This window comes from Ruegeria sp. AK11 (assembly GCF_056541095.1).
This window is the reverse complement of the sequence record NZ_JBQFXU010000001.1, coordinates 142,202-165,593: the sequence shown is the minus strand read 5'-3', so window position 1 is coordinate 165,593 and position 23,392 is coordinate 142,202. Positions and strand designations below refer to the sequence as shown.

Sequence of the window (23,392 nt, the reverse complement as noted above, 5' to 3'; positions counted from 1 at the left end):
CGTTACGCATCCCCGGTGCCGTCTAGGAACTGCATCGGATCAAAATCGTCCGGCAGATCATCCATCCATTCTTCGGTCTTGGCCAGTTCCTCGACTTCATAGGTCTCGGGTTTCCAGATCTGAAAGGTGTCACCTGCGGCAATAAAGAACGCCTCGCCTTCCAGACCGATCTTGCTGCGCAGCTTGGCGGGCAGCACAAGGCGCCCGGTTTCGTCCACGTTGGTCGGGAAGGACTGACCATGGAACATGCGCTGCAACATCCGCCGCTGCATCGAGCCGCGCGGCAGGGCATCGATCTTGGCATCAACCTCGTCAATCGCCTGCATGGTATAACATTCAAGGAACTTGCGGCGGTGGTCACCATAGACAATCACCAGTTCGGGGTTGTCACCGGGCTGCCAGTTGGGATCGGACGATTCAAGCACACGGCGAAACGAGGCCGGGATCGACACCCTGCCCTTCGTATCCACCTTATGGTGGCTTTCACCTCTAAACCTGCGCGCCAAGACGACTGTCCCTTTCGCTTGCGCCCCACCTTGAATTCACGTTCCCCCCGGATGAAAAACGGCGGGTTGATCTGCTGCCACTGATCAACCCGCCGCATTGACCCGCCTTGCGGGATGTCCAGCTGCGCGCGCCACCTGGGGGGATGTCTGCTCGCCCGCGCGCCGGATCTCTTGATTGATGAAAGCGAGATGCCTGTATGAAACCTGAATATTTTTGGTCGGGGTCGTTTGGTGCCCCTGCTGCCTCGTCCTCATCGGATGTATTAGGGATGACATGGGATTTCATGGAAATCAATAGGAATTTTGCGCAGCGTGTCATGCGGAACACGGCCAGAGCGGAATATAATTGAAGGATTCGAGGCCCGTGACACCAGTTTTAGCGGATGATGAAAAAGCAACCCCTATATATAGGAGAATTTTTCAGCTTAAATTTTTCCCGCAATTTCCCAAGAATTTTGCCGGATTTTCTTTTGGACTGGAAATATTGGCCTCAAATGCACAATCAGCCCTTCGAATCGTTCAGAATTTCGGGTCGTTTTCCAGCAATCTCCCCCACGCGACCACATCGCCCCATGATTTCCCACGCGCGATTCACCCAAGCCTTGTCAACATCGGAACGGACATGTTTTGCCCAATTTTCCGCAGAGTGCGCTCAATTCAAAGGCAGGCCATCGGGAAGGGCCAGATGCCGCCGACAAAGCTGACCTAGGGTCGACCCCATATTTTCAAGGCGCATCGCGGCAAGAAGAAAAAACTGAGCCAATCTATGCATTTGCTGCATAGCAGCATTGATGTCGTGACCTATTGTGCAATTGCAGCATTTGCCTATCTTCAATCTCAAGCAAGGGCCGGACGATACCGGCAAGACAAAAAGATACGGATGATGAGCATGGCAGTCGCAAGCACGCATACAGCAGTAAAGAACGCACCGGCGTTCGGTTTTGGCGCAGTTCTGGAAAACGCAAAGACCCGGTTCGTACGCTATCGTCTGTACCGCCAGACCGTCAATGAATTGTCCGCTCTGTCGAACCGCGAGCTGGCCGATCTTGGCCTGCACCGCTCGATGATCCGCCGCGTTGCCATGCAGGCGGCAAACGAACAAACCGCGCGATAAGCGCAACACGCATACTGAGATCAGGCCCTTCCTCCTCCCTTAGGGTCTGTAATCAGCGGCAACGTCTTCCTCCTCCCTGACGTTGCCGCACCTTATACCGGCCTCAACCCGCCGGACACGGATACATCGGGGCGTCCTCCTCCCTGCCTTGATGTTGAAAGCGCGCGGCGATGTCTTCTTCCTCCCTGACATCGCCGCGTCTTCCTCATACCGGGTTCAAACCCGGGCTCGCATACATCAGGGCTCTCCTCCTCCCTGCTCTGATGTTGACAAGACGGCGGTTCCCTCTCCTCCTCCCTGGGAACCGCCGTTTTTTGTTTTTCGGACACTGGTGTAGGATGGCGTCCTGACATCTGATGCGGAGGACGCCATGGCCGCCTATTTCATTGCGCAGATCAACATTCACGACCCGGACGGATATCAGGGCATCTGGCAGGTTTCATGCCGATCTTCGACCGCCACGGCGGTCGCCTGCTGACGGTCTCATCCAAACCGGTCGAACGGATTGAAGGCGATTGGCCCGAAGGCGGGATTGTGTTGATGGAGTTTCCGGATCTTGCAGCAGCGAAATCCTGGAAGGACGACCCGGATTACATCGAACTGGCGAAGATCCGAAAGGCCACCGCAACCACCAATCTGGTTCTGGTCGACGGGATATGACGCCTCAGAACGGGACGTCATCCTTGTTGGTCAGAAAACGCGAGACCACTTTCTTGATGCCCGCCTTGTCGAAATCGACCTCGACCTTGTCACCTTCTATCCCGATCACCGCGCCGTAGCCGAATTTCTGGTGAAACACCCGTTCGCCCAGCGTGAAACTGGCCAGTGCGGTGGCGTCGATCACCGTGTTGCGGCTTTCGCGGGGTTGCGACATGCCATATTGGCCCTGCCGCGCCTGCAACCGTCTCCAACCCGGCGAGTTATAGACGTTGGCTTCGGCCGCGCGGGTTTCTATGCCTGCCGTCTGATGCCCACCGCCATAAAGGCCCGGAGGTGTCAGCACCTCGACATGGTCCTCGGGCAACTCGTCAATGAACCGTGACGGCATCGAGTTCTGCCATTGCCCGAATACCCGCCGGTTGGCGGCGAAGGAAATCGTACAAACCTCTTCGGCGCGGGTGATACCGACATAGGCCAGACGGCGTTCTTCCTCGAGCCCCTTGAGGCCGGTTTCGTCCATCGACCGTTGCGAGGGGAACAGCCCGTCTTCCCACCCCGGCAGGAAGACGACGGGAAACTCCAGCCCCTTGGCCGCGTGCAGGGTCATGATCGAGACCTTGGCCCCGTCACCGTCCTGTTCATTGTCCATGACCAGGCTGACATGTTCCAGAAACCCTTGCAGGTTTTCGAAATTGTCCAGTTGGTTGACCAGTTCCTTGAGGTTTTCCAGACGCCCCGGCGCTTCGGGGGTCTTGTCGTTCTGCCAATGGGCCGTGTAGCCGGATTCGTCGAGGATGATCTGGGCCAGTTCAATGTGAGACAGCTCTGGCTTACCGTACACGGTGCGCCCAACGAAAATGGGCATTTCCCCTTCTATCAACTCATCATGTGGCTCTTGGACAATCTTGGCTGGGCCGAGCATCTCGCGCCGCCATCGAGCTATATCATCAATCAATTGTTTAAGAGCCTTGCCGCCCTTGCCCTTGATCATGCCATTCTCAACCGCGATCCGCGCACCTTCGACCAGAGACACGCCGTTCTCACGCGCCACAATCTGAATGGTCTGCTGCGCCTTGTCGCCCAATCCGCGTTTCGGCGTATTCACGATCCGCTCGAACGCCAGATCATCCTCGGGGCTGGTCACCAGCCGGAAATAGGCCATGGCATCGCGGATCTCCATCCGCTCGTAGAAACGCGGGCCGCCGATCACCTTGTAGGGCAGACCGATGGTCAGGAACCGGTCCTCGAACGCGCGCATCTGGTGCGAGGCGCGGACGAGGATGGCAATTTCGTTGAGATCAAACTTTTGGAAAGTAGCTTCCAACGAAAGCCCTTCTTGTTGCCTCATTGTCAATTCCCAAACGAGGTCTTGGTTACTTTCTTCCGCCCAAAAGCCATCTTCCGCAAAGAAGCTCTTATGCTCCTTCAACTGATCAAGAACTTGCTCTCTGCTATTAAGCTCTCGTAGTGCGCCCAATTCGTCGAGACGCTCCACTTCTCTCATCATTTGTTCTGATCGAGAGTTTTGCCTTCGTTTAGCAAAAGGTGAACTTCCGTTAGCAAGGTCCTCGATCTTCTCGCCAATCCAGCGAGCTTCCTCTTCACCGTCCCAATGACCGATCAGGCTGACCTTCTCTCCATTTTTTGCAGCCGTCCATAGCTCTTTACCTAAACGGCTTTCGTTCCCCCGAATGACGTTGGAAGCTGCCGCCAGAATATGCGGGGTCGAGCGGTAGTTCTGCTCCAGCCGCACCACATAGGCACCGGGAAAGTCCTTTTCGAACCGCAGGATGTTGCCGACCTCGGCCCCGCGCCAGCCATAGATTGATTGGTCGTCATCACCCACGCAGCAGATGTTCTTGTGCCCCCCGGCCAGCAGGCGCAGCCACAGGTACTGGGCGACGTTGGTGTCCTGATACTCGTCCACAAGGATGTAGCGGAACCAGCGCTGGTATTGTTCCAGAACATCCGGGTGGGTCTGGAAAATCGTGACCATGTGCAGCAGCAGGTCGCCAAAATCCACCGCATTCAGCTCGCGCAGGCGGGTCTGGTACTGGGCATAAAGTTCGATGCCCTTGTTGTTATAGGCCCCGGCATCCGCCGCTGGTACCTTGTCGGGCGTCAGCGCACGGTTTTTCCAATCATCGATGATCCCCGCCAGCATACGCGCGGGCCAGCGTTTGTCATCGATATTGGCGGCGCGAACCAATTGCTTGAGCAGGCGCAGCTGGTCGTCGCTGTCCAGAATGGTGAAGTTCGATTTCAGATCGACCAGTTCCGCGTGGCGGCGCAGCAGTTTGACGCAAATGGAATGGAAGGTGCCCAGCCATGGCATCCCCTCGGCGGGCTCGCCAAGCAGGCGGCCTACTCGTTCCTTCATCTCGCGCGCGGCCTTGTTGGTGAAGGTCACCGACAGTATCTCGTTCGGGCGCGCGCGCGCTGTGTTGAGTAGATGCGCAATCCGGGCCGTCAGCGCCTTGGTCTTGCCGGTCCCCGCCCCGGCCAACATCAGAACCGGGCCGTCCAGATGTTCGACCGCGTCACGTTGCGCCGGGTTCAGCTCATCCAGATAGGGCGAAGGGCGCACGGCCATAGCCCGCGCCGACAGCGATGCGCCTTCGAAGGCGTCCATTTCGTCAAAACTGCTCATGACCCCAAACTACGCCGGATAGAGGCCGAGGGAAAGAGTTTGTTCACGGCTTGTTCGCAAGGATTTTTGACGTCTTTTTGCATTCAATTCTAAACAAAGATGCCGCTGCCCTGTGGGGCTGTTAACCCTCTGTCAAGTCCTGGCCCGGATGCTGGCCCCATTGCTGCGGGAGTGGAACAGATGGAAGCGAAGGAACTGACGGGCGGGTCGTCACGGCTGAAACTTGTGGGCGTTACCCTGATTCTGATCGCGCTGACAGCGGCAGCAGGATGGGGCATCTATGCGGCCCCTGCCCCGGTTGTGGACCGCATGTTGGAATCGGATTTGCGAAAAGACGCCATGCAGCTAAGCCGTCAGGTCGAAAGCCATCTGGACAATCTGGAAGCAACGTTTCGGTACCATGAGCTGCACGAGCATGACGCGGAATTCCTGATGCTGCTGCCCGAAACCTCGGACATCTACCGGTTCAAACTGTTTGATGCGTCCGGTCAGGTGTTCTGGTCGACCCGTGCCAGCGATGTCGGGGCGGCGAATACAAAACCGTACTTCCAGTCGGTCGTCGCCGCCGGAAGCATTTATTACAATCACGCGGAAAAACCCGCGGCAGAGGTTGACTCGATCGACAATGACCCAGCCAGACATGTGGGCCCAAACACCCGACATGTGGCCGAGGTTTATACACCGATCATCAAAGACGGCGTTTTCCTTGGCGCTATCGAGTTTTATTCGGACATCACCAATCTCAGAACCCTGTTCATCACGCGCGTGCGTCTGTCGCTGGCGTTGCTGAGCAGCGTCGCGTTGCTGGCGCTGGCCACGGTCATCCTGATTGTCCACCGCACCAACCGCCGTCAGATGCGTGATCTACACAAGCGCGCCGTGAAAGAACGCGAACTGATGGGAGAGCAGCTTCGCCTGGCGCGTGAGGTACGCCTGCTGGGCGAGTTGAACGAGTGGCTGCAATCAAGCCGCTCACTGGATGAGCTTTTCGACATGGTCGCGCGCTTTATGACCCATATCCTGCCCGAGGCCGAGGGGAGCGTGTACGTCTATTCCAACTCGCGCGATGTGCTGGACGGGTGTGCCAGCTGGAACGGGGGAACGCATAAATCTCATATCCATCCGGAAGGATGCTGGGGTTTGAGGCGCGGCCGGACTTATGAGTTCGGTGCCTCTGAGATCGATTTTGTCTGCGAACATGCCGAACCGCATGACGGGCGGCCCTATTTCTGTTTTCCCATTCTGGCCCACGGAGAAACCGTTGGTCTGTTGCATCTCCGCGCGGCTGAGGGGCGAGAGGCCTGTTTCCATAAAAGCCGCAAGCTGGCGCAGCTGTGCGCCGAACAGATCAGCATGGCAATCGCCAATGTCCGTATGCGCGATCAGCTGCATGACCAATCGGTGCGCGACCCGCTGACCGGGCTGTTCAACCGCCGCCACATGACTGAGACATTGCGCAAGGCCATCAGCCGCAGCCAGCAGACCGGCGCCGCGCTGAGCCTGATTGCCGTGGACGTCGATCACTTCAAGAAATTCAACGACACGCATGGTCATGACGCCGGAGACATGGTGTTGCGCGCGGTCGGCGCGGCGCTGGAACAGGGCTGCGACCGGGACGAGATCGCCTGCCGCATCGGCGGTGAGGAATTCATGCTGATCCTGCCCGACAACAGCCCCGAAGATGCCATGACCCGGGCCGAGCAGTTGCGCCAGTCGGTCGAGGCGGTCATTGTCCGCTATGGCGAAAAGGCCCTGCCCCGTATCACAATCTCGGTCGGGGTCGCGCATTACCCCGCCCACGGCACCATGCCGCAGGATCTGATGCGAGCCGCGGATGATGCGCTGTATGTCGCCAAGGACAAGGGGCGCAATCAGGTTCACGTCGCCGCCGGGGCGCTGGAGCAGGCCAGGCGCGTTCCCGCAACGGGTAAACGCCCATCGCCGGAAGCCGCTTGAAAACCTTGCCGAATCGCCCCGCAGGCCGGATCAATCCTTATGGACCTGCACAGCACCTATCCCGGTATTCCCGATCTGAAACGCCGCGCACGCCGTCGGCTGCCGCACTTCGTGTGGGAATATATCGACAGTGGCACCGGGATTGAAACGACGCGGCATCGCAATCGAAAGGCGCTGGATGATGTCCGTCTGAGCCCCTCGATCCTGCATGGGGACCTTGAATTCGATACGTCGGTGAAAATCTTGGGCGGCACCTGTCCTTTGCCCTTCGGTATTGCACCGATCGGGATGTCCGGCCTGGTTTGGCCCGATGCGGAGCGGTTGCTGGCACAGGCCGCCGCCAAGGCAGGCATTCCCTATTCGCTATCGACGGTGGCCAGTCAGAGCCCCGAAGACCTGGCCCCCTATCTGGGCGAGACCGCGTGGTTCCAGCTGTATCCGCCAAGGGACCCAGAAATTCGCATGGACATGCTGAACCGGGCGCGCGGGGCGGGATTTCGAACTCTGGTTCTGACCGCTGACGTCCCGGTGGCATCGCGCAGGGAGCGGCAGACGCGCTCGGGCCTGCGGCAGCCACCGAAACTGACACCGCGCCTGCTGGTACAGATCGCTCAAAGACCCGCCTGGGCTTTGGGTATGCTGCGCAGCGGTGTTCCGCACATGCGCACTCTGGACAAATATATCGATGACCCTGGCGATCTGCCGCCGACGGCCCATGTCGGATACCTGCTGCGGACTTCGCCGGATCTGGATTACGTCAAATGGCTGCGCGATCATTGGGATGGGTCGTTTGTCGTGAAAGGCATCCTGCGCCCCGAGGATGCGGACAGGCTGGAACAGGTGGGTGTGGACGCCCTGTGGGTGTCGAATCACGGGGGCCGACAGTTCGATGCAGCCCCGGCCAGCGTCGAGGTTCTTCCCGCAATCCGGAGCGCGACCCGCCTGCCGCTGATTTTCGACAGCGGTGTCGAAGGCGGGCTGGATATCCTGCGTGCGCTGTCGCTGGGCGCGGATTTTGTCATGCTGGGGCGTGCTTTTTTGTACGGTCTTGCGGCACTTGGCGCTAAAGGCCCTGCGCATGTGATCGATATCCTGAGGCAGGATCTGCACGCGAATATGGGTCAGATGGGACTGGCCGATCTATGTCAGTTTGAGACGAAACGCTAAATTATTGATGCTGCAACGCGGCATCCCTATAAGTGTGCCGAGGCCAAAGGGCGTTTGCGAGCGATAACATGCCGGTTCTACCCAGAAGAACGGATGTACCTGTGCGTATTCTCCGCCCAATAAGACGCCCAAACACCAAAGACCGGGACCTGATATGACAGACTTCAACAAGATCCTGATCGCCAATCGCGGCGAGATTGCCATCCGCGTCATGCGCGCAGCAAACGAGATGGGCAAACGCACCGTCGCTGTTTACGCTGAAGAAGACAAACTGGGCCTGCACCGGTTCAAGGCGGATGAGGCCTATCAGATTGGCGAGGGCATGGGTCCGGTCGCGGCGTATCTGTCGATTGACGAGATCATCCGCGTGGCCAAGCATTGCGGCGCGGACGCGATCCATCCGGGCTATGGCCTGCTGTCTGAAAACCCCGATTTCGTGGATGCCTGTGTCAAGAACGGCATCACCTTCATCGGCCCCCGGGCCGAGACCATGCGCGCATTGGGTGACAAGGCCAGCGCGCGGCGCGTGGCCATCGCGGCCGGTGTGCCTGTCATTCCAGCCACCGAGGTCCTGGGTGATGACATGGACGCGATCCGCAGGGAGGCCGCCGAGATCGGATACCCGCTGATGCTCAAGGCGTCCTGGGGTGGCGGCGGGCGCGGGATGCGCCCGATCCAATCGGAGGATGAACTGGAAGAAAAGGTTCTGGAAGGCCGCCGCGAGGCTGAGGCCGCTTTTGGCAATGGCGAAGGCTATCTGGAAAAGATGATCACCCGTGCCCGCCATGTCGAGGTGCAGATTCTGGGCGACAAGCATGGTGAGATTTATCACCTTTATGAACGCGACTGTTCGGTCCAGCGCCGGAACCAGAAGGTCGTCGAACGCGCCCCTGCCCCTTACCTGAGCGAAGAACAGCGCGCCGAGATTTGCGAACTGGGCCGCAAGATCTGCGCCCATGTGAATTACGAATGCGCGGGCACTGTCGAGTTCCTGATGGATATGGAGACGGGCAAGTTCTACTTCATCGAGGTAAACCCCCGCGTACAGGTCGAACACACGGTCACCGAAGAGGTCACCGGCATCGACATCGTTCAGGCGCAGATCCTGATCGCCGAGGGCAAAACGTTGGCCGAAGCCACCGGCGCCGCCAGCCAGGCCGAGGTGCATCTGAACGGTCACGCGCTGCAAACACGGATCACCACAGAAGACCCGCAGAACAACTTCATCCCCGATTATGGCCGGATCACCGCTTATCGCTCGGCCACGGGCATGGGCATTCGTCTGGATGGCGGCACGGCCTATGCGGGCGGTGTCATTACGCGGTACTACGACTCGCTGCTGACAAAGGTCACCGCCTGGGCGCCGACGCCCGAGAAGGCGATCAGCCGGATGGACCGCGCCCTGCGCGAGTTCCGTATTCGCGGCGTCAGCACCAATATCGATTTCGTTATCAACCTGCTGAAGCACCCAACCTTCCTGTCGAATGAATACACCACCAAATTCATCGACACGACGCCGGATCTGTTTGCCTTCAAGCGCCGCCGCGACCGGGGCACCAAGGTTCTGACCTATATCGCCGATATCACGGTGAATGGTCATCCCGAAACCAAGGACCGCCCCGAGCCGCGCGCCGACCTGAAAGTCGCCAAGCCCCCCGCGCAGAAGGCCGAGCCGCGGATGGGCACGCGCAACCTGCTGGAGCAGAAAGGCCCGCAGGCCGTGGCGGACTGGATGAAAGCGCAGCGGCAGCTGCTGATCACCGACACCACCATGCGCGACGGGCACCAGTCGCTGTTGGCGACCCGGATGCGGTCGATCGACATGATCAAGGTGGCGCCAACCTATGCCGCGAACCTGCCGCAGCTGTTCTCGGTAGAGTGCTGGGGCGGTGCGACGTTCGACGTGGCCTACCGGTTCCTGCAGGAATGCCCCTGGCAGCGTCTGCGCGATCTGCGCGAGGCGATGCCGAACCTGATGACACAGATGCTGCTGCGGGGCGCAAACGGGGTTGGTTACACCAATTATCCCGACAACGTGGTGCAGGAATTCGTGCGCCAGGCGTCGAAAAACATCGACGTCTTCCGCGTCTTCGACTCGCTGAACTGGGTCGAGAACATGCGCGTTGCGATGGATGCTGTTATCGACAGCGGCAAGATCTGCGAGGGCACCGTTTGTTATACCGGCGATATTCTGGACCCTGACCGCGCCAAGTATAACCTGAAATACTATGTCGGAATGGCCAAGGAGTTGCGCGACGCAGGCGCGCATGTTCTGGGTCTGAAGGATATGGCGGGCCTGCTGAAACCTGCCTCGGCCAAGATTCTGATCCGGGCGCTGAAGGAAGAAGTTGGGTTGCCGATCCACTTCCACACCCATGACACGGCCGGTATCGCCAGCGCGACCATCCTTGCCGCCTCTGAGGCGGGCGTGGACGCGGTGGATTGCGCGATGGACAGCTTCAGCGGCAACACGTCCCAGGCAACGCTGGGCACTGTGGTCGAGGCACTGCGCCATACCGACCGTGACACCGGGCTGGACATCAAGGCGATCCGCGAGATCAGCGATTACTTCGAGGCTGTGCGCGGTCAATATGCGGCCTTCGAATCAAGCCTGCAGGCCCCGGCGTCCGAGGTGTATCTGCACGAAATGCCGGGTGGTCAGTTCACCAACCTCAAGGCGCAGGCGCGCAGCCTGGGTCTGGAAGAGCGCTGGCACGAGGTCGCGCAGATGTACGCCGATGTGAACCAGATGTTCGGCGATATCGTAAAGGTGACGCCCTCGTCGAAGGTTGTTGGCGACATGGCCCTGATGATGGTCAGTCAGGGGCTGACCCGCGAGCAGGTCGAGGATCCGGCGACAGATGTGGCCTTCCCCGACTCGGTCGTCGACATGATGCGCGGCAATCTGGGTCAGCCTCCGGGCGGATTCCCGAACACCATCATCAAGAAGGTGCTGAAAGACGAGGCCCCCAATACCCAGCGCCCCGGCAAGGACGTGCCTGCCGTCGATCTTGAGGCCACCCGCGCCGAGCTGTCCAAGCAGTTGGAAGGCAAAGAGGTCGATGACGAGGATCTGAACGGGTACCTGATGTATCCCAAGGTGTTTCTGGATTACATGGGCCGTCACCGGATTTATGGCCCGGTCCGCACTCTTCCCACGCGCACCTTCTTCTACGGCATGGAGCCCGGCGAAGAGATCACGGCCGAAATCGACCCCGGCAAGACGCTGGAAATCCGGTGTCAGGCCATTGGCGAAACGGATGAAAAGGGCGAGGTCAAAGTGTTCTTCGAACTCAACGGCCAGCCGCGTGTGATCCGGGTGCCGAACCGGATGGTCACATCAACCACTCAGGCGCGCCCCAAGGCCGAGGTCGGCAACCCCGATCATGTCGGGGCGCCGATGCCGGGTGTTGTGGCCACGGTTGCCGTGACCGCAGGCCAGCAGGTCAAGGAAGGTGACATGCTGCTGACCATCGAGGCGATGAAGATGGAAACCGGCATCCATGCCGAGCGTGATGCGACCGTCAAAGCCGTGCATATCCAGCCCGGCGGCCAGATTGACGCAAAGGACCTTCTGATCGAACTGGAATAAGTCGGAAAACAACCTAATGTTCATCAGGCCGTGTGGGAGACCGCACGGCCTTTTTCTATGATTGAGCGGAGACCCATTATGCTTGCAATCACCCCGATCTATGCGGCCCTGATCGCAATTCTCTACGTCGCACTCAGCGTCAAAGTGATCCTGCAACGACGCAGCGACAAAATCTCAGTCGGGGACGGCGGCAGCAAGCTGATGATCAAGGCGATACGGACACACTCGAACTGCGCCGAATACGCCCCGATTTCCCTGCTGCTGATTGCTATGGTCGAGTTGCAAGGCGCGGCCGGAATATTGGTCCATCTGCTGGGGCTGATGTTGCTGGCGGGGCGTCTTTTGCACGCGTACGGATTTGGACGGACGCCACAGATCGTCATCCTGCGGCAGGCCGGCATGAGCCTGACCTTCCTCGCCATTCTGGGCGCGGCCTTGGCAAACCTGATTCTGGCGCTTTAGGCCGTCTGGCGGGTGTTACCCTGCCAGAACGGTTGTTTCGATCTGCGGTGCACCCAGCAGAACCGGTATGAACCGGTCATGTTCATGCCGGTCCGGTTTCAGGATGGTAGCGCCGATCAGAATCATCGCGGCAAGCATCACGATCTTCAGGTCTGCAACGGATATCATGACGGCACCTCCTGCCTGTGTTTTGTTGATTTGAGTTACGGGTTGAACGGGTCACGGGCCGGATTCCGTCGAAAAGATTTTTCCCGCTTTTTGTGTTTTTCCGCTTGCAGCCCCGCGTGGGAATTTATACATCCCTCCTCACTCAACGGCGCGGGCGTAGCTCAGGGGTAGAGCATAACCTTGCCAAGGTTAGGGTCGGGCGTTCGAATCGCCTCGCCCGCTCCATTGAGAGGTCTTCGGACCATATATGTATCTGATGCGGGCGTAGCTCAGGGGTAGAGCATAACCTTGCCAAGGTTAGGGTCGGGCGTTCGAATCGCCTCGCCCGCTCCAGATACCAAGTTTTCCCAAACATATGGTTCTTTCGTTGGCATTGCGCCATTGTGGCTATGGTTTCAATCACGCACGGGAAATGCTTATGTCCGACTATGTCATTCGCCCCCTGACTGCGGATGAAATGCAGACCGCTGTCGACTGGGCAGGCCAAGAGGGCTGGAACCCCGGCCACCACGACGCCGCCTGTTTCTACGGCACCGACCCCAACGGGTTTCTGGGCGGGTTTCTGGACGATGAGATGATCGCATCAGTGTCTGTGGTGGACTATGGTGATGCGTTTTCGTTTCTGGGATTTTATATTGTACGTCCGGAATTTCGGGGGTCGGGTTACGGGCTGAAAATCTGGCATCAGGCTTTGGCGCAACGAACCGGGCGCAATATCGGGCTCGACGGGGTCGTTGATCAGCAACACAATTACCGCAAGTCTGGTTTCACCTTTGCCTATAACAATTACCGCTTCACCGGCACTGTCAGAGGCATTCTCGACACTCTAGGGCAGAGCGATGACGCATCAATCAGCCCGCTCAGTCAGCCATCGCCGGAGCTGTTCGCCTATGACCGGCAACTCTTCCCTGCGCAGCGCGACGCGTTTCTAACAGGTTGGCTGAGTGCGCCGAATCATATCTCACGGGTGTGTACAGTGGAGGAGCAGATCAGGGGATATGCCACCTTGAGACCGTGTAAGACAGGGTACAAGATCGGGCCGCTTTTCGCAGATGACGCCGGTGTCGCACGGGGCCTGCTTGCCAGTCTTTTGACTGCCGTATCAGCAACAGCCAGCGACCAAGCGGTTTTCATCGACATGCCACAGCCCAACGCGGCTGCTTTTGCTTTGGCGGATGCGCTGGGTCTTACGAAAGTGTTCGAAACCGCCCGGATGTATTCCGGCGATCAGCCGGATATCGACCTGTCCCGCATCTATGGCGTGACCACCTTTGAACTGGGTTAAAACGCCTTGAACGTCATCGTCGTCAGCGAGCGTTCGATATTGGGAATCACCAGCAAGTGTTCGTTGATGAAATGGCCCACATCCTCGGTTTCGGGGATGTAGAGCTTGAGCATCAGATCAAACTCACCGCTGGTAGAATAAAGCTCTGAGTGTATTTCGCGCAGGGCGATTTCCTCGGCGACCTTGTAGGTGGTGCCGGGTTTGCAGCGGATCTGGATGAATACGCAGGTGGACATGGCTTGGCCCTGTTGGTTCATGTTGTCTGCAAGCTGACATGGTGCCGGGCCGGGTGCAATCCCTTGCAACAGTTTGCAGCGATTGCAACGCATGGTCTGGATCAACCCACCCCACCCCGTCTATAAGCGCGCCTGTAGCAAAAGGAATTTGCCCATGCGCACCGCTTCGATCAGCCGCAAGACTGCCGAAACCGAAATTTCGGTCTCGGTCAATCTGGATGGCACCAGTACATATGACAATCAGACCGGCGTCGGGTTCTTTGACCATATGCTGGACCAGCTGGCGCGCCACTCGTTGATCGATATGACAATCCGCGCCAAGGGCGACTATCACATCGACGATCACCACACGGTCGAGGATACCGGCATCGCGCTGGGTCAGGCTTTGACACAGGCCCTGGGCGACAAGAAGGGTATCCGGCGCTATGGCGAATGCCATCTGCCGATGGATGACGCGCAAGTGCGCTGTGCGCTGGACCTGTCGGGCCGCCCGTTCCTGATCTGGAATGTCGATCTGCCGACGCAAAAGATCGGTACGTTCGACACAGAACTGGTGCGCGAGTTTTTTCAGGCGCTCAGCACCCATGGCGGCATCACCCTGCATATCGACCAGTTGCACGGCTTCAACAGTCACCACATCGCCGAGGCCGCGTTCAAGGCCGTTGCACGCGCGTTGAGGGATGCGGTTGAGACCGATCCGCGCAAAGCGGATGCGATTCCGTCGACCAAGGGCGCGTTGTAAATGCTCACAGCCATAATTGATTACGAAAGCGGCAATCTGCATTCAGCGGAAAAGGCGTTTCAGCGCATGGCGCAAGAGGTCGGCGCAGGTGACGTTGTTGTCACCTCGGACGCGGATGTAGTTGCGCGTGCGGACCGACTGGTTCTGCCCGGTGATGGTGCCTTCCCGGCCTGTGCTGCCGAGCTGCGCGGCCACAAGGGTATTTATGACGCGATGGTCGAAGCGGTCGAACAGAAGGGCCGCCCTTTTCTGGGCATCTGCGTTGGCATGCAACTGATGGCAACCAAAGGCCATGAATACACCGAGACCGATGGTCTGGGCTGGGTGGCAGGCGATGTTGTTCGAATCGAACCGTCAGATGCCGCTTTGAAAGTGCCGCATATGGGCTGGAACGATCTGGTTCTGGAAAGCGATCACCCGATCTTTGCCGGGGTGAAATCAGGCGATCACACCTATTTCGTCCATTCCTACCATTTTCGCGTGTCCGACCCGGCGCAGCGATTGGCTTATGTGGAATACGGGCAGGACGTCACGGCCGTGATTGGCCGCGACACGATGGTTGGGATGCAGTTTCACCCCGAGAAAAGCCAGGATGTTGGCCTGCGTATGCTGGGCAACTTCCTGACCTGGAAGCCCTGAGGCTTACTGAACCCGCGTCCAGGTTTGCCCGCGGCAGATCAGGCCGCCCGCCACACAGCCCTTGACGGTCAGCGCATTCTGGCCGTCCAGAGACATTTTCGAGTTGTAGGTTTTGTCCCGGTCGGGGGCCCAGATCTTACCGCTGTCATAGCTGCCGCCCCCTTCGGGGACCATGTCCCAGATGATCTTTTTGCCAAGGTTCTCATATTCCAGCTGCTGGTTGCCATCCGCGTCGAACGCGCTGTCGATGGTGCCGCAGATCGCACTGCCGCATTCGGAAATCGTCACATGCAGATAGCCACCCGTGTCGCCCGGCGCGGTTTTCCACAGGCCGTCAACCGGATCGTCCGCAAATGCAGCTGTAGCAAGCAGCATCAGGCCCGCTGAAAGAGTAAAAGTCTTCATGATTTTCTCCCTGTTTTGTGGGCAGTCTGACCCGCTAATGGGCGGCGGGCAAGAATGACCCAGCGTCGCGTTGCATCCCCTGCCCTGCTTGTGCGATATCCCGCGCGTGTAACAGTGATATAGGGCCGCCTGACATGATCCTCTACCCCGCCATCGACCTTAAAGACGGCCAGGCCGTACGCCTGCTGCGTGGTGAAATGGACAAGGCCACCGTGTTCAACGAAGACCCGGCCGCTCAGGCCCGTGCCTTTGTCGAGGTGGGGTGCGAATGGCTGCATCTGGTCGACCTGAACGGCGCATTCGCAGGCGAGCCGGTCAACGCAGCACCGGTTGAGGCAATTCTGAAAGCGTGCAAGGTGCCTGCGCAACTGGGTGGTGGCATCCGCGACATGGCCACGATCGAAACATGGATCGAAAAGGGGCTTGCGCGGGTCATCTTGGGCACTGTCGCTGTCGAAAACCCCGGTCTGGTGCGCGAAGCAGCCAAAGCCTTTCCCGGCAAGGTCGCCGTCGGCATAGACGCACGCAATGGCATGGTGGCCACCAAGGGCTGGGCCGAAGAGACCAATGTTCAGGTCACCGATCTGGCCCGTAGTTTCGAAGACGCGGGCGTGGCCGCAATCATCTACACTGACATCAACCGAGACGGTGCCATGCAGGGCCCGAACATCGAAGCGACCGCAGCCCTGGCACAGGCCGTTTCCATCCCTGTGATCGCCTCGGGCGGTGTCAGTTCGCTGGACGACCTGATCGCCCTTCGCGATTGCGGCGTTGCGCTGAACGGCGCGATTTCAGGCCGGGCGCTTTATGATGGCGCAATTGACCTGGCCGAGGCCATCCGCGCCCTGTCGTGATCGGTTATTGCGCGGCTGCGGCGGTCAGCTTGGCCAGTGCACCGCGCATCTTTTCGATGACCGGTGATTTGTCGACATCGTTCAGGTCGTCCAATGTCTCTTTCGGGTCTTCATAGATCAGCCAGACTTGGCCATTGGAGTCTTCGTACGCCTGCACCTTGAGAGGCAGAAACAGCCCGGCGCGCGGGTCGATCTGCATGGCTGGCGTACCCAGCGCCGGGTTGCCGAAGATCAGCACCTGATTGGCAGGAATGGACGTACCGATCTTTTCCGCCCCGGCCGCGTGGTCGATGCGGGCAAACACGGTTGCGCCTGCATTTCCGACGACGGCTTCCAGCGCGTCCAGCGCCTCGGCCACGGATTTGTCGGTTTGAACCTTGATCAGATCATCTGCCATTGCGGTCAGCGCGCCTCCGATTGAAAAAACACAAGCCAGTATCAGTCTACGCATATCGATATTCCTTCTGTGAAATTCACCCCAGTTTTCACAGAATTGAGACCTCTCACAATCACAAGTCTGGCATCGGCAGGGCTTTGCCGCTAGAGGTACGCCCATAAAGGATATCCTATGCTGAAAACCCGGATCATTCCCTGCCTTGATGTTGCCGATGGCCGAGTGGTCAAAGGCGTAAATTTCGTGGGCCTGCGCGATGCGGGCGACCCGGTGGAATCGGCCAAGGCCTATGATGCTGCCGGAGCGGACGAGATCTGCTTTCTCGACATTCACGCGACCCATGAGAATCGCGGCACCATGTTCGATGTGGTGCAGCGTACGGCGGAACAGTGTTTCGTGCCACTGACCGTGGGCGGTGGGGTGCGAACAAAAGACGATGTGCGCGCCTTGCTGCTGGCGGGGGCGGACAAGGTCAGCTTCAACTCGGCCGCGGTTGCCAATCCGGATGTGATTGCCGAAGCGGCAGATCAGTTCGGCAGTCAGTGCATTGTCTGCGCCATCGACGCCAAGACCGTCAGCCCCGGCAAGTGGGAGATCTTTACCCATGGTGGGCGCAAACCCACCGGCATTGACGCGGTTGCCTTTGCAAGAACCGTGGTCTCCAAGGGGGCCGGTGAAATCCTGCTGACCTCGATGGACCGCGACGGCACCAAATCCGGGTTCAACCTGCCGCTGACCCGCGCCATTTCCGACGCGGTGGATGTGCCCGTGATCGCCTCGGGCGGTGTTGGTACTTTGGACCATCTGGTCGAGGGCGTCACCAAGGGCGGTGCAAGCGCCGTGTTGGCGGCATCGATTTTCCATTTCGGCGAATACACCATCCGCGAGGCCAAGGAACATATGGCCGCCGCTGGCATCCCCATGAGGCTGACATGAGCATCTTGCACGATCTGGCCGCCACGATCGAGGCACGCAAGGGGGCTGATCCCGAAAGCAGCTGGACGGCCAAGCTGCTTGCGAAAGGCCCTGAGAAATGCGCCGAGAAATTCGGTGAAGAGGCCATAGAGGCCATCATCGAAGCCGTAAAAGGGGATCAGGTTAAGCTGACCTCGGAAGCGGCGGACGTGTTGTATCACCTTCTGGTCATGCTGGCCGCGCGGGACGTGGCGCTGGATGATGTTCTGGCCGAGCTGGACCGCCGTCAGGGCACCAGCGGTATCGCCGAAAAAGCTGCCCGCCCCAAAGGGTAACGTCCGGGTTCCGCACTGGCTCCTGGGCCGTTATACTCGGATGCCAGACTGTCAGGGCGAAGGCGCGTTATGATCCGAATTTTGATGCTTGTGGCAACCCTTGCCATCGTCGCTGGCTGCGCCGCGCCGCCGCGCTCGACCGGGGATGAGGTGCAGCGGCTCGCCACGGAGATTCAGGGCCTTGGCCCGGATATCGACCCTGAGGAGGCCCGACGCGCAGCGGGAATTGCTTACGCCTATACCGCTCAGCTGGTCGAGGAATACCAGATCACAGACCCGCCCCTGATCCATAACATGAAGGTCAACAAGGGGCTGCGCCCGCGTGGGCTGTGCTGGCATTGGGCCGAGGATATCGAGCGGCGGCTGAAACAGGAAAACTTCCGGACACTGGAGCTGCACCGTGCCATTGCAAACGCGGACAACCCGACGCGGATCGACCACAGCACCGCAATCATCAGCGGTAAAGGTGCGACGCTGTATGACGGTGTCGTATTGGACCCGTGGCGTTATGGCGGCGTGTTGTTCTGGTCTCCGCTGGTCGAGGATACCCGGTATGACTGGGTTCCGCGCGACGTGGTGCTGGAAAAGCGGCGGAAGGAACAGGTCGCCCGTCTGAAACCTTACGTCCCCGCCAAACCCTAAAGCTTGGACGAGATGATCCCCGTCGAAAATCCGCCCATGCGCAATTCGCCAAACAGGCGCTGATATTCGATCTTTGGGCAACGGTTCATCACCACATCCACGCCACGGGCCTGAGCCTTTACCGCCGCTTCAGGGTGTTCCACGCCAATCTGCATCCAGATCGTACCGAGCGACGGGAAAGCCTCCAGCGCCTCATCTACAATGGGTGGCACGGCCTCGGACCGCCGGAAAATGTCCACCATGTCTACAGGCTCGGAGATCTCTGACAGGCTGCCGCGAACCGTCTGACCAAACAGGTCTTTGCCCGCGTGGCCCGGATTGACGGGAATCACCTTGAACCCTTTCAGCGACAAATAGCGCGCCACGTAATAGCTGGGTCGCACAGGGTTCATGGAAACGCCGACAACGGCCACCGTCTTGGTGCGTTGCAAAATAGCCTTAAGGTACTGATCGGAATAGTCTGGCATGCCCTATCCTTAACAGGGTTCCAAAAAGAAAAAAGCGCCCAAGAAAGCTTGGGCGCCAGTTGTTGGAACGAGGGACAGTGAAATGACCCGCGGCAGTTCCGTTCCGCGGTCACTGTGACATTTAAGCATGGATCCGTTAAAAAAAAGAGGGGTGGCGCATTTTTGTGATGACTTTTCACAATTAGCTGAACCCTGCCTACTCCCCATAGAGAATTGCGGGCCAGTTTTCTTCTGCCATCGCAATGTATCCTGTTTGATTCTGCTGCCAGATTTCCTCGACCGCGGGTGAATGCGTCAGGTAAAGACGCCCATCGACCACCTGCCACGTATTCGGATCCGTGCTTTTCAACACACCCATCGCCATCCCGTACGAGCAATAACCACCGAACTGCGGCGCAAATGCGCGCGGGTTGCCTTCAAAGAGCTCGCGATTTGCCTGCGATTTGAAATGCCACCGGGCGCCCTTCCACATGACCGCGTTTTCGGGTGCCCCTTTTGAAGGCGCGTCGCTGTCAAAATAGGACACGGGATCATACCCCGCCAACGCCACACCGTCAGTGGCGTAATACACGGGATTGTCCTGCGCAAACACGGCAGGAGCCAGCAATACAGTGCTCAGCGAGCTCATAAAAGTACGTCGGTTCAGCATCGTCATATGGGAATCTGCACATTCAAGACCATCAAGATGCAACTTTTCGCGTTTTTCGGAACCCCTGTTGACGCGGATGTGAACGAGTGTTCGCCAGTTGAAACTTAGTCAAAGATGTCTTCGATCACGTCCCATGCTTCGTCGAACACGCGCGCAAGCATGGTCTTCTTCCTCTTTTTGCGCTTTGCTTTCCGAGGGGCAGCATGAGACACAGCTACGCGCAGCGGTTCGGGTTTGTGTACTTTCCGCGCGGGCAGCATCTTCAGGTTGTGCAGCGGCGCTCCACAGCTGGAGCAGCTAAGCTCGTGCCGTTCCTTGCCTTTCAGGATCAAGGCAGCCCGGGTGCCGCAATAGCAGCAGGTCGCGATTTTGGCAGGACCGGGAATGACGCTCTCCTTTGCTCAGGGTCGCGATGCATATAAGGCGATTGCCGCAGCATTTGAGACGTTCAGCGAACCAAATCCCCCGGCTGCGTCAATTTTAACCAACTGATCCACGGTTTCCTTTGTCTTCTGCCGCAGGCCCGGACCCTCCGCGCCCAGCACAAGCGCGACAGGGCGGTCACGGCCATCGCTTAGCGCACCTTCGATTGTCATGTCGGCTTCTCCGTCCAGCCCAAGGACCAGAAAGCCCATGCCCTGAAGCTCGACAATCGCGTCCGCAAGGTTGCGCACCCGCAGATAAGGCTGCCGCTCAAGCGCACCGCTGGCGGTTTTTGCCAGTGCCCCGGTCTCGGGCGCGGAATGGTGGCGTGTGCCGATCACAGCACTGGCCCCCAGAACTTCGGCCGAGCGCAGAATCGCCCCGACATTGTGCGGGTCGGTGACCCGGTCCAGCAGAATGACGCGAGGGTTTTCGCGACCGATGCAGTTATCTGCCAGACTGCCCCATTCCAACGGCTTGACCTCCAGCGCTGCGCCCTGATGCACGGATCCAGCATCGATGGGCGCAGAAAACTTGCGCGGGTCGACCATCTCGGCCTCGATCCCCGCAAATTCAATAGCTTCCGCCAGTTTGTCACACGCATTCCGCGTCACCATCAGGCGTAGTTTTTGCCGTTTAGGGTTCATCAGCGCATCGCGAACCGCGTGCAGGCCAAACAGCCAGACTGTTTCCGCAGCAGCAGCTTTGCGCGCCTGTTCCTTTTCGACGACCCATTTGGGTTTCTTCATTTTACGGGCCTCCGGGCCGGGAATTCGGTTTCCTGCGCCAAAGGGAAATTTTCCTGTTGACGCTCCTTTGGTGCGCTAGTAATCACGCCTCCACGTCAGGTGCAACGCCTGACAGTGGGCGACAGGCCGCAAGGTGTGGCAGGGGACTGTAACTCCCTCGCGGAGACGCACGCCTGGTTCGATTCCAGGGTCGCCCACCATCTTTCCCGTAGAATTCAAAGATGGCCAGAACGCATTGCCCGCGCTTTCTCATTTGCTCGTATTCGCACAATAACGGCTGCAAAGACTCGTAAAAGTTGCGTAACCGGGCATCGCCCGCTAGTCTGTTCACGTATTTGCGAGGGATTTGTTATGAGACTGTTTTTGGTGGCGCTTGCCGTTTGTGTCGCGGGCGCAGCGAATGCGCTGACTATTACATTTGATATCGACTTCCCGAACGATCCGGTATCTGGGCCGACAACACACCAAGCAACCAGCCAAGGATTTACGTTTGATTACGCATCCGTTTACAACTTCGGTAATTTCATTAATTTCCACGATGATAGCGGGGTACTCTCAACCACTATTAAGCCTGTCAATGGCGGCAAATTCACCGTACAGACTGTTGATTTGCAAGGCTGGTCGCGAGCTTACACAACTGGGGCTGGACCAGCACCGGTTCACGGAACGCCTGAATACTATCAATGGCTGACTGGTGGGGCCACAATCTTCCCAACGCTAACCTTTTCCGGCTTATTGAATGGCACGGTTGTGGCCAATCAGACCTTCGGGCCAATGGCATGGACAACGCTGAGTTTTTCCGGCGCCTTTACGGCAATTGACTCGCTACTGGTGACCTACAACGTTCCGACATCACTTAAACACCAGTTCGTGACCACGCCAGACACGGCTTGGTGTCAGCAATATTGCGGCGAGTTTCACGTAGACAATCTAGTCGTCGCGCCGGTCCCCCTGCCGGCAAGCGGACTGCTTTTGATCGGGGCCGTTCTGGGCCTGTTCGGGTACCGCAGGCTTAAGACAACCTAATTGCACCCAACACTAATAATAGCGGCGCTGATTGGTGGTCAGCGCCTTTTTTTATCTCTTAACCAATCGTTTGGAAGGTTCTATTCCGCCGCCGGACACAGTTCCGAGACCTTGTTGAACCACGCCTCGATTGCATCCAGATCCGCAGGGAGGGCTTGAGCAGACCCATCCGCGAAGGTCTGGAATTTCTCCTCGTTCAGCCCGTTCACGCCGACCAGCACCGGAATATCCAGCGCCAGTGCTTCGCCGATTACGGGGCGAAAACCGCGCCCATCGGATTCATGTTTGCCGAATTTGTTGATAATCAGCAGGTCCGGTGCGTTCGCAAGAGAGGCGGTCACATATCCCACCGCCTGTTCCAGCGCTGCCGGGTCCAGACGGCAGCCGCGCGACTGGGTGCCCAGTGATTGTGAGATTCGGATGGTTTCACCATCCGGCAACACGCGGACATCCATGTCGCACTTGCTGCTGTCGGTACATTCCGTGTTCGTTTGCACGACACCGGCCAGTTTCGCGCCAGACGCCAGCAGACGTTCAGCAACAGCGCTGAGCAGGCGATCCGTCGCGCCGCGGTCGGTGGTGGTGACATAGGCCAGATGCATCTTGGACCTCTTGTAAATCGATTGTGACGTTTCAAATAGCACGCAAGGTGCTGCCCGACCACTCCCCCAGTCAAGGCAGCGGCGACAGACCGATCACAGGTGCGTGCAGGTGAAGAAGAACCGCATAAGCGGCCAGTGCGGTTAGCCAGATCCAAGGGCGTGGCCATGGACGCGGAAAGCGCAGTGAGAACCGCGCCGTATTTCGCGACAACCGGACCCATTCAAAGCCAATCTCACGCGATTTACGCCTGTCGATCAGGGCCATGCCCATAACAGAAAATCCGGCAAACAGGCCGAACAGGGTCACATGTGACAGGCTTCCATTGGCCAGAAGATGCGCCAAGGACCACAACAGCAGCGCGGCTAGGATCGGGTGGCGAGTGGTGCGCAGAATACCGGGGTGTTCGGGGTCAAAAGGCCTTTTGCCCATCCCACCAAAAGAAAACGGGTTCTGGATCGCAAGCCCGGCCACAGCCAGCCAGCACACCACAGGCATGATCAGTATTGGCACCCAGCGCAAGACTGCGAACGGCGGAATGACCTCGACATAGGGGGCGTTTGCAGCGGCGACAATCAGCCAGGCCAGCACGGCCAGCGACAGAAGTGAATAGGCCGCGAAATACCCCCGGCGCCCGAGCGTGCCGATCAGCCATCCCCGCACGGTGGGCCGTACAGGAATTGCATGGCTGAGCAGGAAAACGATGAGTGCTGCAAGAAATAGTCCCCAACCGGTCATGATATTCTCCAAACGTGT

27 protein-coding genes and 3 tRNA genes are annotated in these 23,392 nt (G+C 58.6%); 18 read left to right on the top strand and 12 right to left on the bottom strand.

Annotated elements, in window-relative coordinates:
- Positions 1-2: 2 nt before the first annotated feature.
- Positions 3-506, bottom strand: coding sequence for a division/cell wall cluster transcriptional repressor MraZ (gene mraZ, locus ACR0D9_RS00885; protein ID WP_209504537.1), 504 nt, complete (start codon positions 504-506; stop codon positions 3-5).
- Positions 507-870: 364 nt separating this feature from the next.
- On the opposite strand from mraZ, the gene ACR0D9_RS00880 reads away from it, so the two are divergent.
- The 3 genes from ACR0D9_RS00880 (at position 871) to ACR0D9_RS00870 (ending at position 2,280) form a co-directional block, all read left to right on the top strand.
- A complete protein-coding gene (locus tag ACR0D9_RS00880) occupies positions 871-1,215 on the top strand; it encodes a hypothetical protein (protein ID WP_480537412.1) in 345 nt (114 codons plus the stop codon).
- Between the two features lie 180 nt (positions 1,216-1,395).
- Positions 1,396-1,620 carry a DUF1127 domain-containing protein gene (locus ACR0D9_RS00875; RefSeq protein WP_480481881.1) on the top strand — a complete coding sequence of 75 codons (225 nt, stop codon included), beginning with the start codon at positions 1,396-1,398 and terminating at the stop codon, positions 1,618-1,620.
- 441 nt (positions 1,621-2,061) lie between these two features.
- Positions 2,062-2,280: a DUF1330 domain-containing protein gene (locus ACR0D9_RS00870; protein WP_480537411.1), complete on the top strand. Its 219-nt coding sequence runs from the start codon at positions 2,062-2,064 to the stop codon at positions 2,278-2,280.
- 4 nt (positions 2,281-2,284) lie between these two features.
- On the opposite strand, the gene ACR0D9_RS00865 is transcribed toward ACR0D9_RS00870, so the two are convergent.
- Positions 2,285-4,930: an ATP-dependent helicase gene (locus tag ACR0D9_RS00865; RefSeq protein ID WP_480537410.1), complete on the bottom strand. Its 2,646-nt coding sequence runs from the start codon at positions 4,928-4,930 to the stop codon at positions 2,285-2,287.
- 180 nt (positions 4,931-5,110) lie between these two features.
- Between ACR0D9_RS00865 and ACR0D9_RS00860 the strand changes: the two genes are divergently transcribed.
- The 4 genes from ACR0D9_RS00860 (at position 5,111) to ACR0D9_RS00845 (ending at position 12,107) form a co-directional block, all read left to right on the top strand.
- Positions 5,111-6,886: a sensor domain-containing diguanylate cyclase gene (locus ACR0D9_RS00860; RefSeq protein WP_480537409.1), complete on the top strand. Its 1,776-nt coding sequence runs from the start codon at positions 5,111-5,113 to the stop codon at positions 6,884-6,886.
- A gap of 39 nt (positions 6,887-6,925) precedes the next feature.
- Complete coding sequence (locus ACR0D9_RS00855; protein ID WP_480537408.1) at positions 6,926-8,053, top strand: alpha-hydroxy acid oxidase; 1,128 nt, start codon at positions 6,926-6,928, stop codon at positions 8,051-8,053.
- A gap of 154 nt (positions 8,054-8,207) precedes the next feature.
- Positions 8,208-11,645, top strand: coding sequence for a pyruvate carboxylase (locus tag ACR0D9_RS00850; RefSeq protein ID WP_480486311.1), 3,438 nt, complete (start codon positions 8,208-8,210; stop codon positions 11,643-11,645).
- A 78-nt stretch (positions 11,646-11,723) separates the two neighbouring features.
- Positions 11,724-12,107 (top strand): MAPEG family protein, encoded by a 384-nt coding sequence (locus ACR0D9_RS00845; protein ID WP_209597811.1) that lies wholly within the window; start codon positions 11,724-11,726, stop codon positions 12,105-12,107.
- 15 nt (positions 12,108-12,122) lie between these two features.
- Here ACR0D9_RS00845 and ACR0D9_RS00840 read toward each other — a convergent pair whose 3' ends face one another.
- Positions 12,123-12,275, bottom strand: coding sequence for a hypothetical protein (locus tag ACR0D9_RS00840; protein WP_267363306.1), 153 nt, complete (start codon positions 12,273-12,275; stop codon positions 12,123-12,125).
- Positions 12,276-12,425: 150 nt separating this feature from the next.
- Between ACR0D9_RS00840 and ACR0D9_RS00835 the strand changes: the two genes are divergently transcribed.
- From ACR0D9_RS00835 to ACR0D9_RS00825, 3 genes are all read left to right on the top strand, one after another.
- A tRNA-Gly gene (locus ACR0D9_RS00835) sits at positions 12,426-12,500 on the top strand.
- A gap of 33 nt (positions 12,501-12,533) precedes the next feature.
- Positions 12,534-12,608: transfer RNA gene (locus ACR0D9_RS00830), tRNA-Gly, on the top strand.
- Positions 12,609-12,693: 85 nt separating this feature from the next.
- Positions 12,694-13,560 (top strand): GNAT family N-acetyltransferase, encoded by an 867-nt coding sequence (locus ACR0D9_RS00825; protein ID WP_480486312.1) that lies wholly within the window; start codon positions 12,694-12,696, stop codon positions 13,558-13,560.
- On the opposite strand, the gene ACR0D9_RS00820 is transcribed toward ACR0D9_RS00825, so the two are convergent.
- Complete coding sequence (locus ACR0D9_RS00820) at positions 13,557-13,796, bottom strand: Lrp/AsnC family transcriptional regulator (protein WP_480482339.1); 240 nt, start codon at positions 13,794-13,796, stop codon at positions 13,557-13,559. The genes ACR0D9_RS00825 and ACR0D9_RS00820 overlap by 4 nt on opposite strands.
- A 154-nt stretch (positions 13,797-13,950) precedes the next feature.
- Between ACR0D9_RS00820 and hisB the strand changes: the two genes are divergently transcribed.
- Positions 13,951-14,538, top strand: coding sequence for an imidazoleglycerol-phosphate dehydratase HisB (gene hisB, locus ACR0D9_RS00815; RefSeq protein ID WP_480537407.1), 588 nt, complete (start codon positions 13,951-13,953; stop codon positions 14,536-14,538).
- Positions 14,539-15,177 (top strand): imidazole glycerol phosphate synthase subunit HisH, encoded by a 639-nt coding sequence (gene hisH / locus ACR0D9_RS00810; protein WP_480537406.1) that lies wholly within the window; start codon positions 14,539-14,541, stop codon positions 15,175-15,177.
- Positions 15,178-15,180: 3 nt separating this feature from the next.
- Here hisH and ACR0D9_RS00805 read toward each other — a convergent pair whose 3' ends face one another.
- Positions 15,181-15,582 carry a DUF2147 domain-containing protein gene (locus ACR0D9_RS00805; RefSeq protein ID WP_480481901.1) on the bottom strand — a complete coding sequence of 134 codons (402 nt, stop codon included), beginning with the start codon at positions 15,580-15,582 and terminating at the stop codon, positions 15,181-15,183.
- Positions 15,583-15,716: 134 nt separating this feature from the next.
- On the opposite strand from ACR0D9_RS00805, the gene hisA reads away from it, so the two are divergent.
- On the top strand, positions 15,717-16,436 hold the full coding sequence (gene hisA / locus ACR0D9_RS00800) for a 1-(5-phosphoribosyl)-5-[(5-phosphoribosylamino)methylideneamino]imidazole-4-carboxamide isomerase (protein ID WP_480537405.1): 720 nt from the start codon (positions 15,717-15,719) through the stop codon (positions 16,434-16,436).
- 4 nt (positions 16,437-16,440) lie between these two features.
- Here hisA and ACR0D9_RS00795 read toward each other — a convergent pair whose 3' ends face one another.
- On the bottom strand, positions 16,441-16,887 hold the full coding sequence (locus ACR0D9_RS00795; RefSeq protein WP_480537404.1) for a DUF302 domain-containing protein: 447 nt from the start codon (positions 16,885-16,887) through the stop codon (positions 16,441-16,443).
- A gap of 117 nt (positions 16,888-17,004) precedes the next feature.
- Here ACR0D9_RS00795 and hisF point away from each other — a divergent pair, with 117 nt between their 5' ends.
- From hisF to ACR0D9_RS00780, 3 genes are all read left to right on the top strand, one after another.
- On the top strand, positions 17,005-17,766 hold the full coding sequence (gene hisF, locus ACR0D9_RS00790; protein WP_209504552.1) for an imidazole glycerol phosphate synthase subunit HisF: 762 nt from the start codon (positions 17,005-17,007) through the stop codon (positions 17,764-17,766).
- Positions 17,763-18,080 (top strand): phosphoribosyl-ATP diphosphatase, encoded by a 318-nt coding sequence (locus tag ACR0D9_RS00785; protein WP_480481906.1) that lies wholly within the window; start codon positions 17,763-17,765, stop codon positions 18,078-18,080. The genes hisF and ACR0D9_RS00785 overlap by 4 nt, the downstream gene beginning before the upstream one ends.
- 69 nt (positions 18,081-18,149) lie before the next feature.
- Entirely contained in the window at positions 18,150-18,722 is a 573-nt protein-coding gene (locus ACR0D9_RS00780) for a hypothetical protein (protein ID WP_480481908.1), read from the top strand.
- Here the strand turns inward: ACR0D9_RS00780 and ACR0D9_RS00775 are convergent.
- The 4 genes from ACR0D9_RS00775 to rlmB all read right to left on the bottom strand — a co-directional run bounded on the left by ACR0D9_RS00775 (position 18,719) and on the right by rlmB (position 21,010).
- Positions 18,719-19,189 (bottom strand): CoA-binding protein, encoded by a 471-nt coding sequence (locus ACR0D9_RS00775; protein WP_480481910.1) that lies wholly within the window; start codon positions 19,187-19,189, stop codon positions 18,719-18,721. The genes ACR0D9_RS00780 and ACR0D9_RS00775 overlap by 4 nt on opposite strands.
- A gap of 196 nt (positions 19,190-19,385) precedes the next feature.
- Positions 19,386-19,844: a YHS domain-containing (seleno)protein gene (locus tag ACR0D9_RS00770; RefSeq protein ID WP_480492722.1), complete on the bottom strand. Its 459-nt coding sequence runs from the start codon at positions 19,842-19,844 to the stop codon at positions 19,386-19,388.
- A gap of 98 nt (positions 19,845-19,942) precedes the next feature.
- On the bottom strand, positions 19,943-20,224 hold the full coding sequence (locus ACR0D9_RS00765) for a hypothetical protein (RefSeq protein WP_267363344.1): 282 nt from the start codon (positions 20,222-20,224) through the stop codon (positions 19,943-19,945).
- A gap of 15 nt (positions 20,225-20,239) precedes the next feature.
- Entirely contained in the window at positions 20,240-21,010 is a 771-nt protein-coding gene (gene rlmB / locus ACR0D9_RS00760) for a 23S rRNA (guanosine(2251)-2'-O)-methyltransferase RlmB (RefSeq protein WP_480486329.1), read from the bottom strand.
- Between the two features lie 116 nt (positions 21,011-21,126).
- Between rlmB and ACR0D9_RS00755 the strand changes: the two genes are divergently transcribed.
- Both ACR0D9_RS00755 and ACR0D9_RS00750 read left to right on the top strand, forming a co-directional pair.
- Positions 21,127-21,210: transfer RNA gene (locus ACR0D9_RS00755), tRNA-Tyr, on the top strand.
- 151 nt (positions 21,211-21,361) lie between these two features.
- Complete coding sequence (locus ACR0D9_RS00750; RefSeq protein ID WP_480486331.1) at positions 21,362-22,036, top strand: hypothetical protein; 675 nt, start codon at positions 21,362-21,364, stop codon at positions 22,034-22,036.
- Positions 22,037-22,116: 80 nt separating this feature from the next.
- Here ACR0D9_RS00750 and ACR0D9_RS00745 read toward each other — a convergent pair whose 3' ends face one another.
- Together ACR0D9_RS00745 and ACR0D9_RS00740 are read right to left on the bottom strand one after the other, a co-directional pair.
- Positions 22,117-22,638 (bottom strand): DUF2478 domain-containing protein, encoded by a 522-nt coding sequence (locus tag ACR0D9_RS00745; RefSeq protein WP_480537403.1) that lies wholly within the window; start codon positions 22,636-22,638, stop codon positions 22,117-22,119.
- A 70-nt stretch (positions 22,639-22,708) separates the two neighbouring features.
- Positions 22,709-23,374, bottom strand: a complete 666-nt coding sequence (locus ACR0D9_RS00740) for an NnrU family protein (protein ID WP_480537402.1) — start codon at positions 23,372-23,374, stop codon at positions 22,709-22,711.
- Positions 23,375-23,392 lie beyond the last annotated feature (18 nt).

Bases quoted from the DNA above. Each gene is read 5' to 3' on its own strand.
- ACR0D9_RS00875 (WP_480481881.1), top strand. From the start codon at position 1,396: ATGGCAGTCGCAAGCACGCATACAGCAGTAAAGAACGCACCGGCGTTC.
- ACR0D9_RS00870 (WP_480537411.1), top strand. From the start codon at position 2,062: ATGCCGATCTTCGACCGCCACGGCGGTCGCCTGCTGACGGTCTCATCC.
- ACR0D9_RS00865 (WP_480537410.1), bottom strand. From the start codon at position 4,930: ATGAGCAGTTTTGACGAAATGGACGCCTTCGAAGGCGCATCGCTGTCG.
- ACR0D9_RS00860 (WP_480537409.1), top strand. From the start codon at position 5,111: ATGGAAGCGAAGGAACTGACGGGCGGGTCGTCACGGCTGAAACTTGTG.
- ACR0D9_RS00855 (WP_480537408.1), top strand. From the start codon at position 6,926: ATGGACCTGCACAGCACCTATCCCGGTATTCCCGATCTGAAACGCCGC.
- ACR0D9_RS00850 (WP_480486311.1), top strand. From the start codon at position 8,208: ATGACAGACTTCAACAAGATCCTGATCGCCAATCGCGGCGAGATTGCC.
- ACR0D9_RS00845 (WP_209597811.1), top strand. From the start codon at position 11,724: ATGCTTGCAATCACCCCGATCTATGCGGCCCTGATCGCAATTCTCTAC.
- ACR0D9_RS00840 (WP_267363306.1), bottom strand. From the start codon at position 12,275: ATGATATCCGTTGCAGACCTGAAGATCGTGATGCTTGCCGCGATGATT.
- ACR0D9_RS00825 (WP_480486312.1), top strand. From the start codon at position 12,694: ATGTCCGACTATGTCATTCGCCCCCTGACTGCGGATGAAATGCAGACC.
- ACR0D9_RS00820 (WP_480482339.1), bottom strand. From the start codon at position 13,796: ATGTCCACCTGCGTATTCATCCAGATCCGCTGCAAACCCGGCACCACC.
- hisB (WP_480537407.1), top strand. From the start codon at position 13,951: ATGCGCACCGCTTCGATCAGCCGCAAGACTGCCGAAACCGAAATTTCG.
- hisH (WP_480537406.1), top strand. From the start codon at position 14,539: ATGCTCACAGCCATAATTGATTACGAAAGCGGCAATCTGCATTCAGCG.
- ACR0D9_RS00805 (WP_480481901.1), bottom strand. From the start codon at position 15,582: ATGAAGACTTTTACTCTTTCAGCGGGCCTGATGCTGCTTGCTACAGCT.
- hisA (WP_480537405.1), top strand. From the start codon at position 15,717: ATGATCCTCTACCCCGCCATCGACCTTAAAGACGGCCAGGCCGTACGC.
- ACR0D9_RS00795 (WP_480537404.1), bottom strand. From the start codon at position 16,887: ATGCGTAGACTGATACTGGCTTGTGTTTTTTCAATCGGAGGCGCGCTG.
- hisF (WP_209504552.1), top strand. From the start codon at position 17,005: ATGCTGAAAACCCGGATCATTCCCTGCCTTGATGTTGCCGATGGCCGA.
- ACR0D9_RS00785 (WP_480481906.1), top strand. From the start codon at position 17,763: ATGAGCATCTTGCACGATCTGGCCGCCACGATCGAGGCACGCAAGGGG.
- ACR0D9_RS00780 (WP_480481908.1), top strand. From the start codon at position 18,150: ATGATCCGAATTTTGATGCTTGTGGCAACCCTTGCCATCGTCGCTGGC.
- ACR0D9_RS00775 (WP_480481910.1), bottom strand. From the start codon at position 19,189: ATGCCAGACTATTCCGATCAGTACCTTAAGGCTATTTTGCAACGCACC.
- ACR0D9_RS00770 (WP_480492722.1), bottom strand. From the start codon at position 19,844: ATGACGATGCTGAACCGACGTACTTTTATGAGCTCGCTGAGCACTGTA.
- rlmB (WP_480486329.1), bottom strand. From the start codon at position 21,010: ATGAAGAAACCCAAATGGGTCGTCGAAAAGGAACAGGCGCGCAAAGCT.
- ACR0D9_RS00750 (WP_480486331.1), top strand. From the start codon at position 21,362: ATGAGACTGTTTTTGGTGGCGCTTGCCGTTTGTGTCGCGGGCGCAGCG.
- ACR0D9_RS00745 (WP_480537403.1), bottom strand. From the start codon at position 22,638: ATGCATCTGGCCTATGTCACCACCACCGACCGCGGCGCGACGGATCGC.
- ACR0D9_RS00740 (WP_480537402.1), bottom strand. From the start codon at position 23,374: ATGACCGGTTGGGGACTATTTCTTGCAGCACTCATCGTTTTCCTGCTC.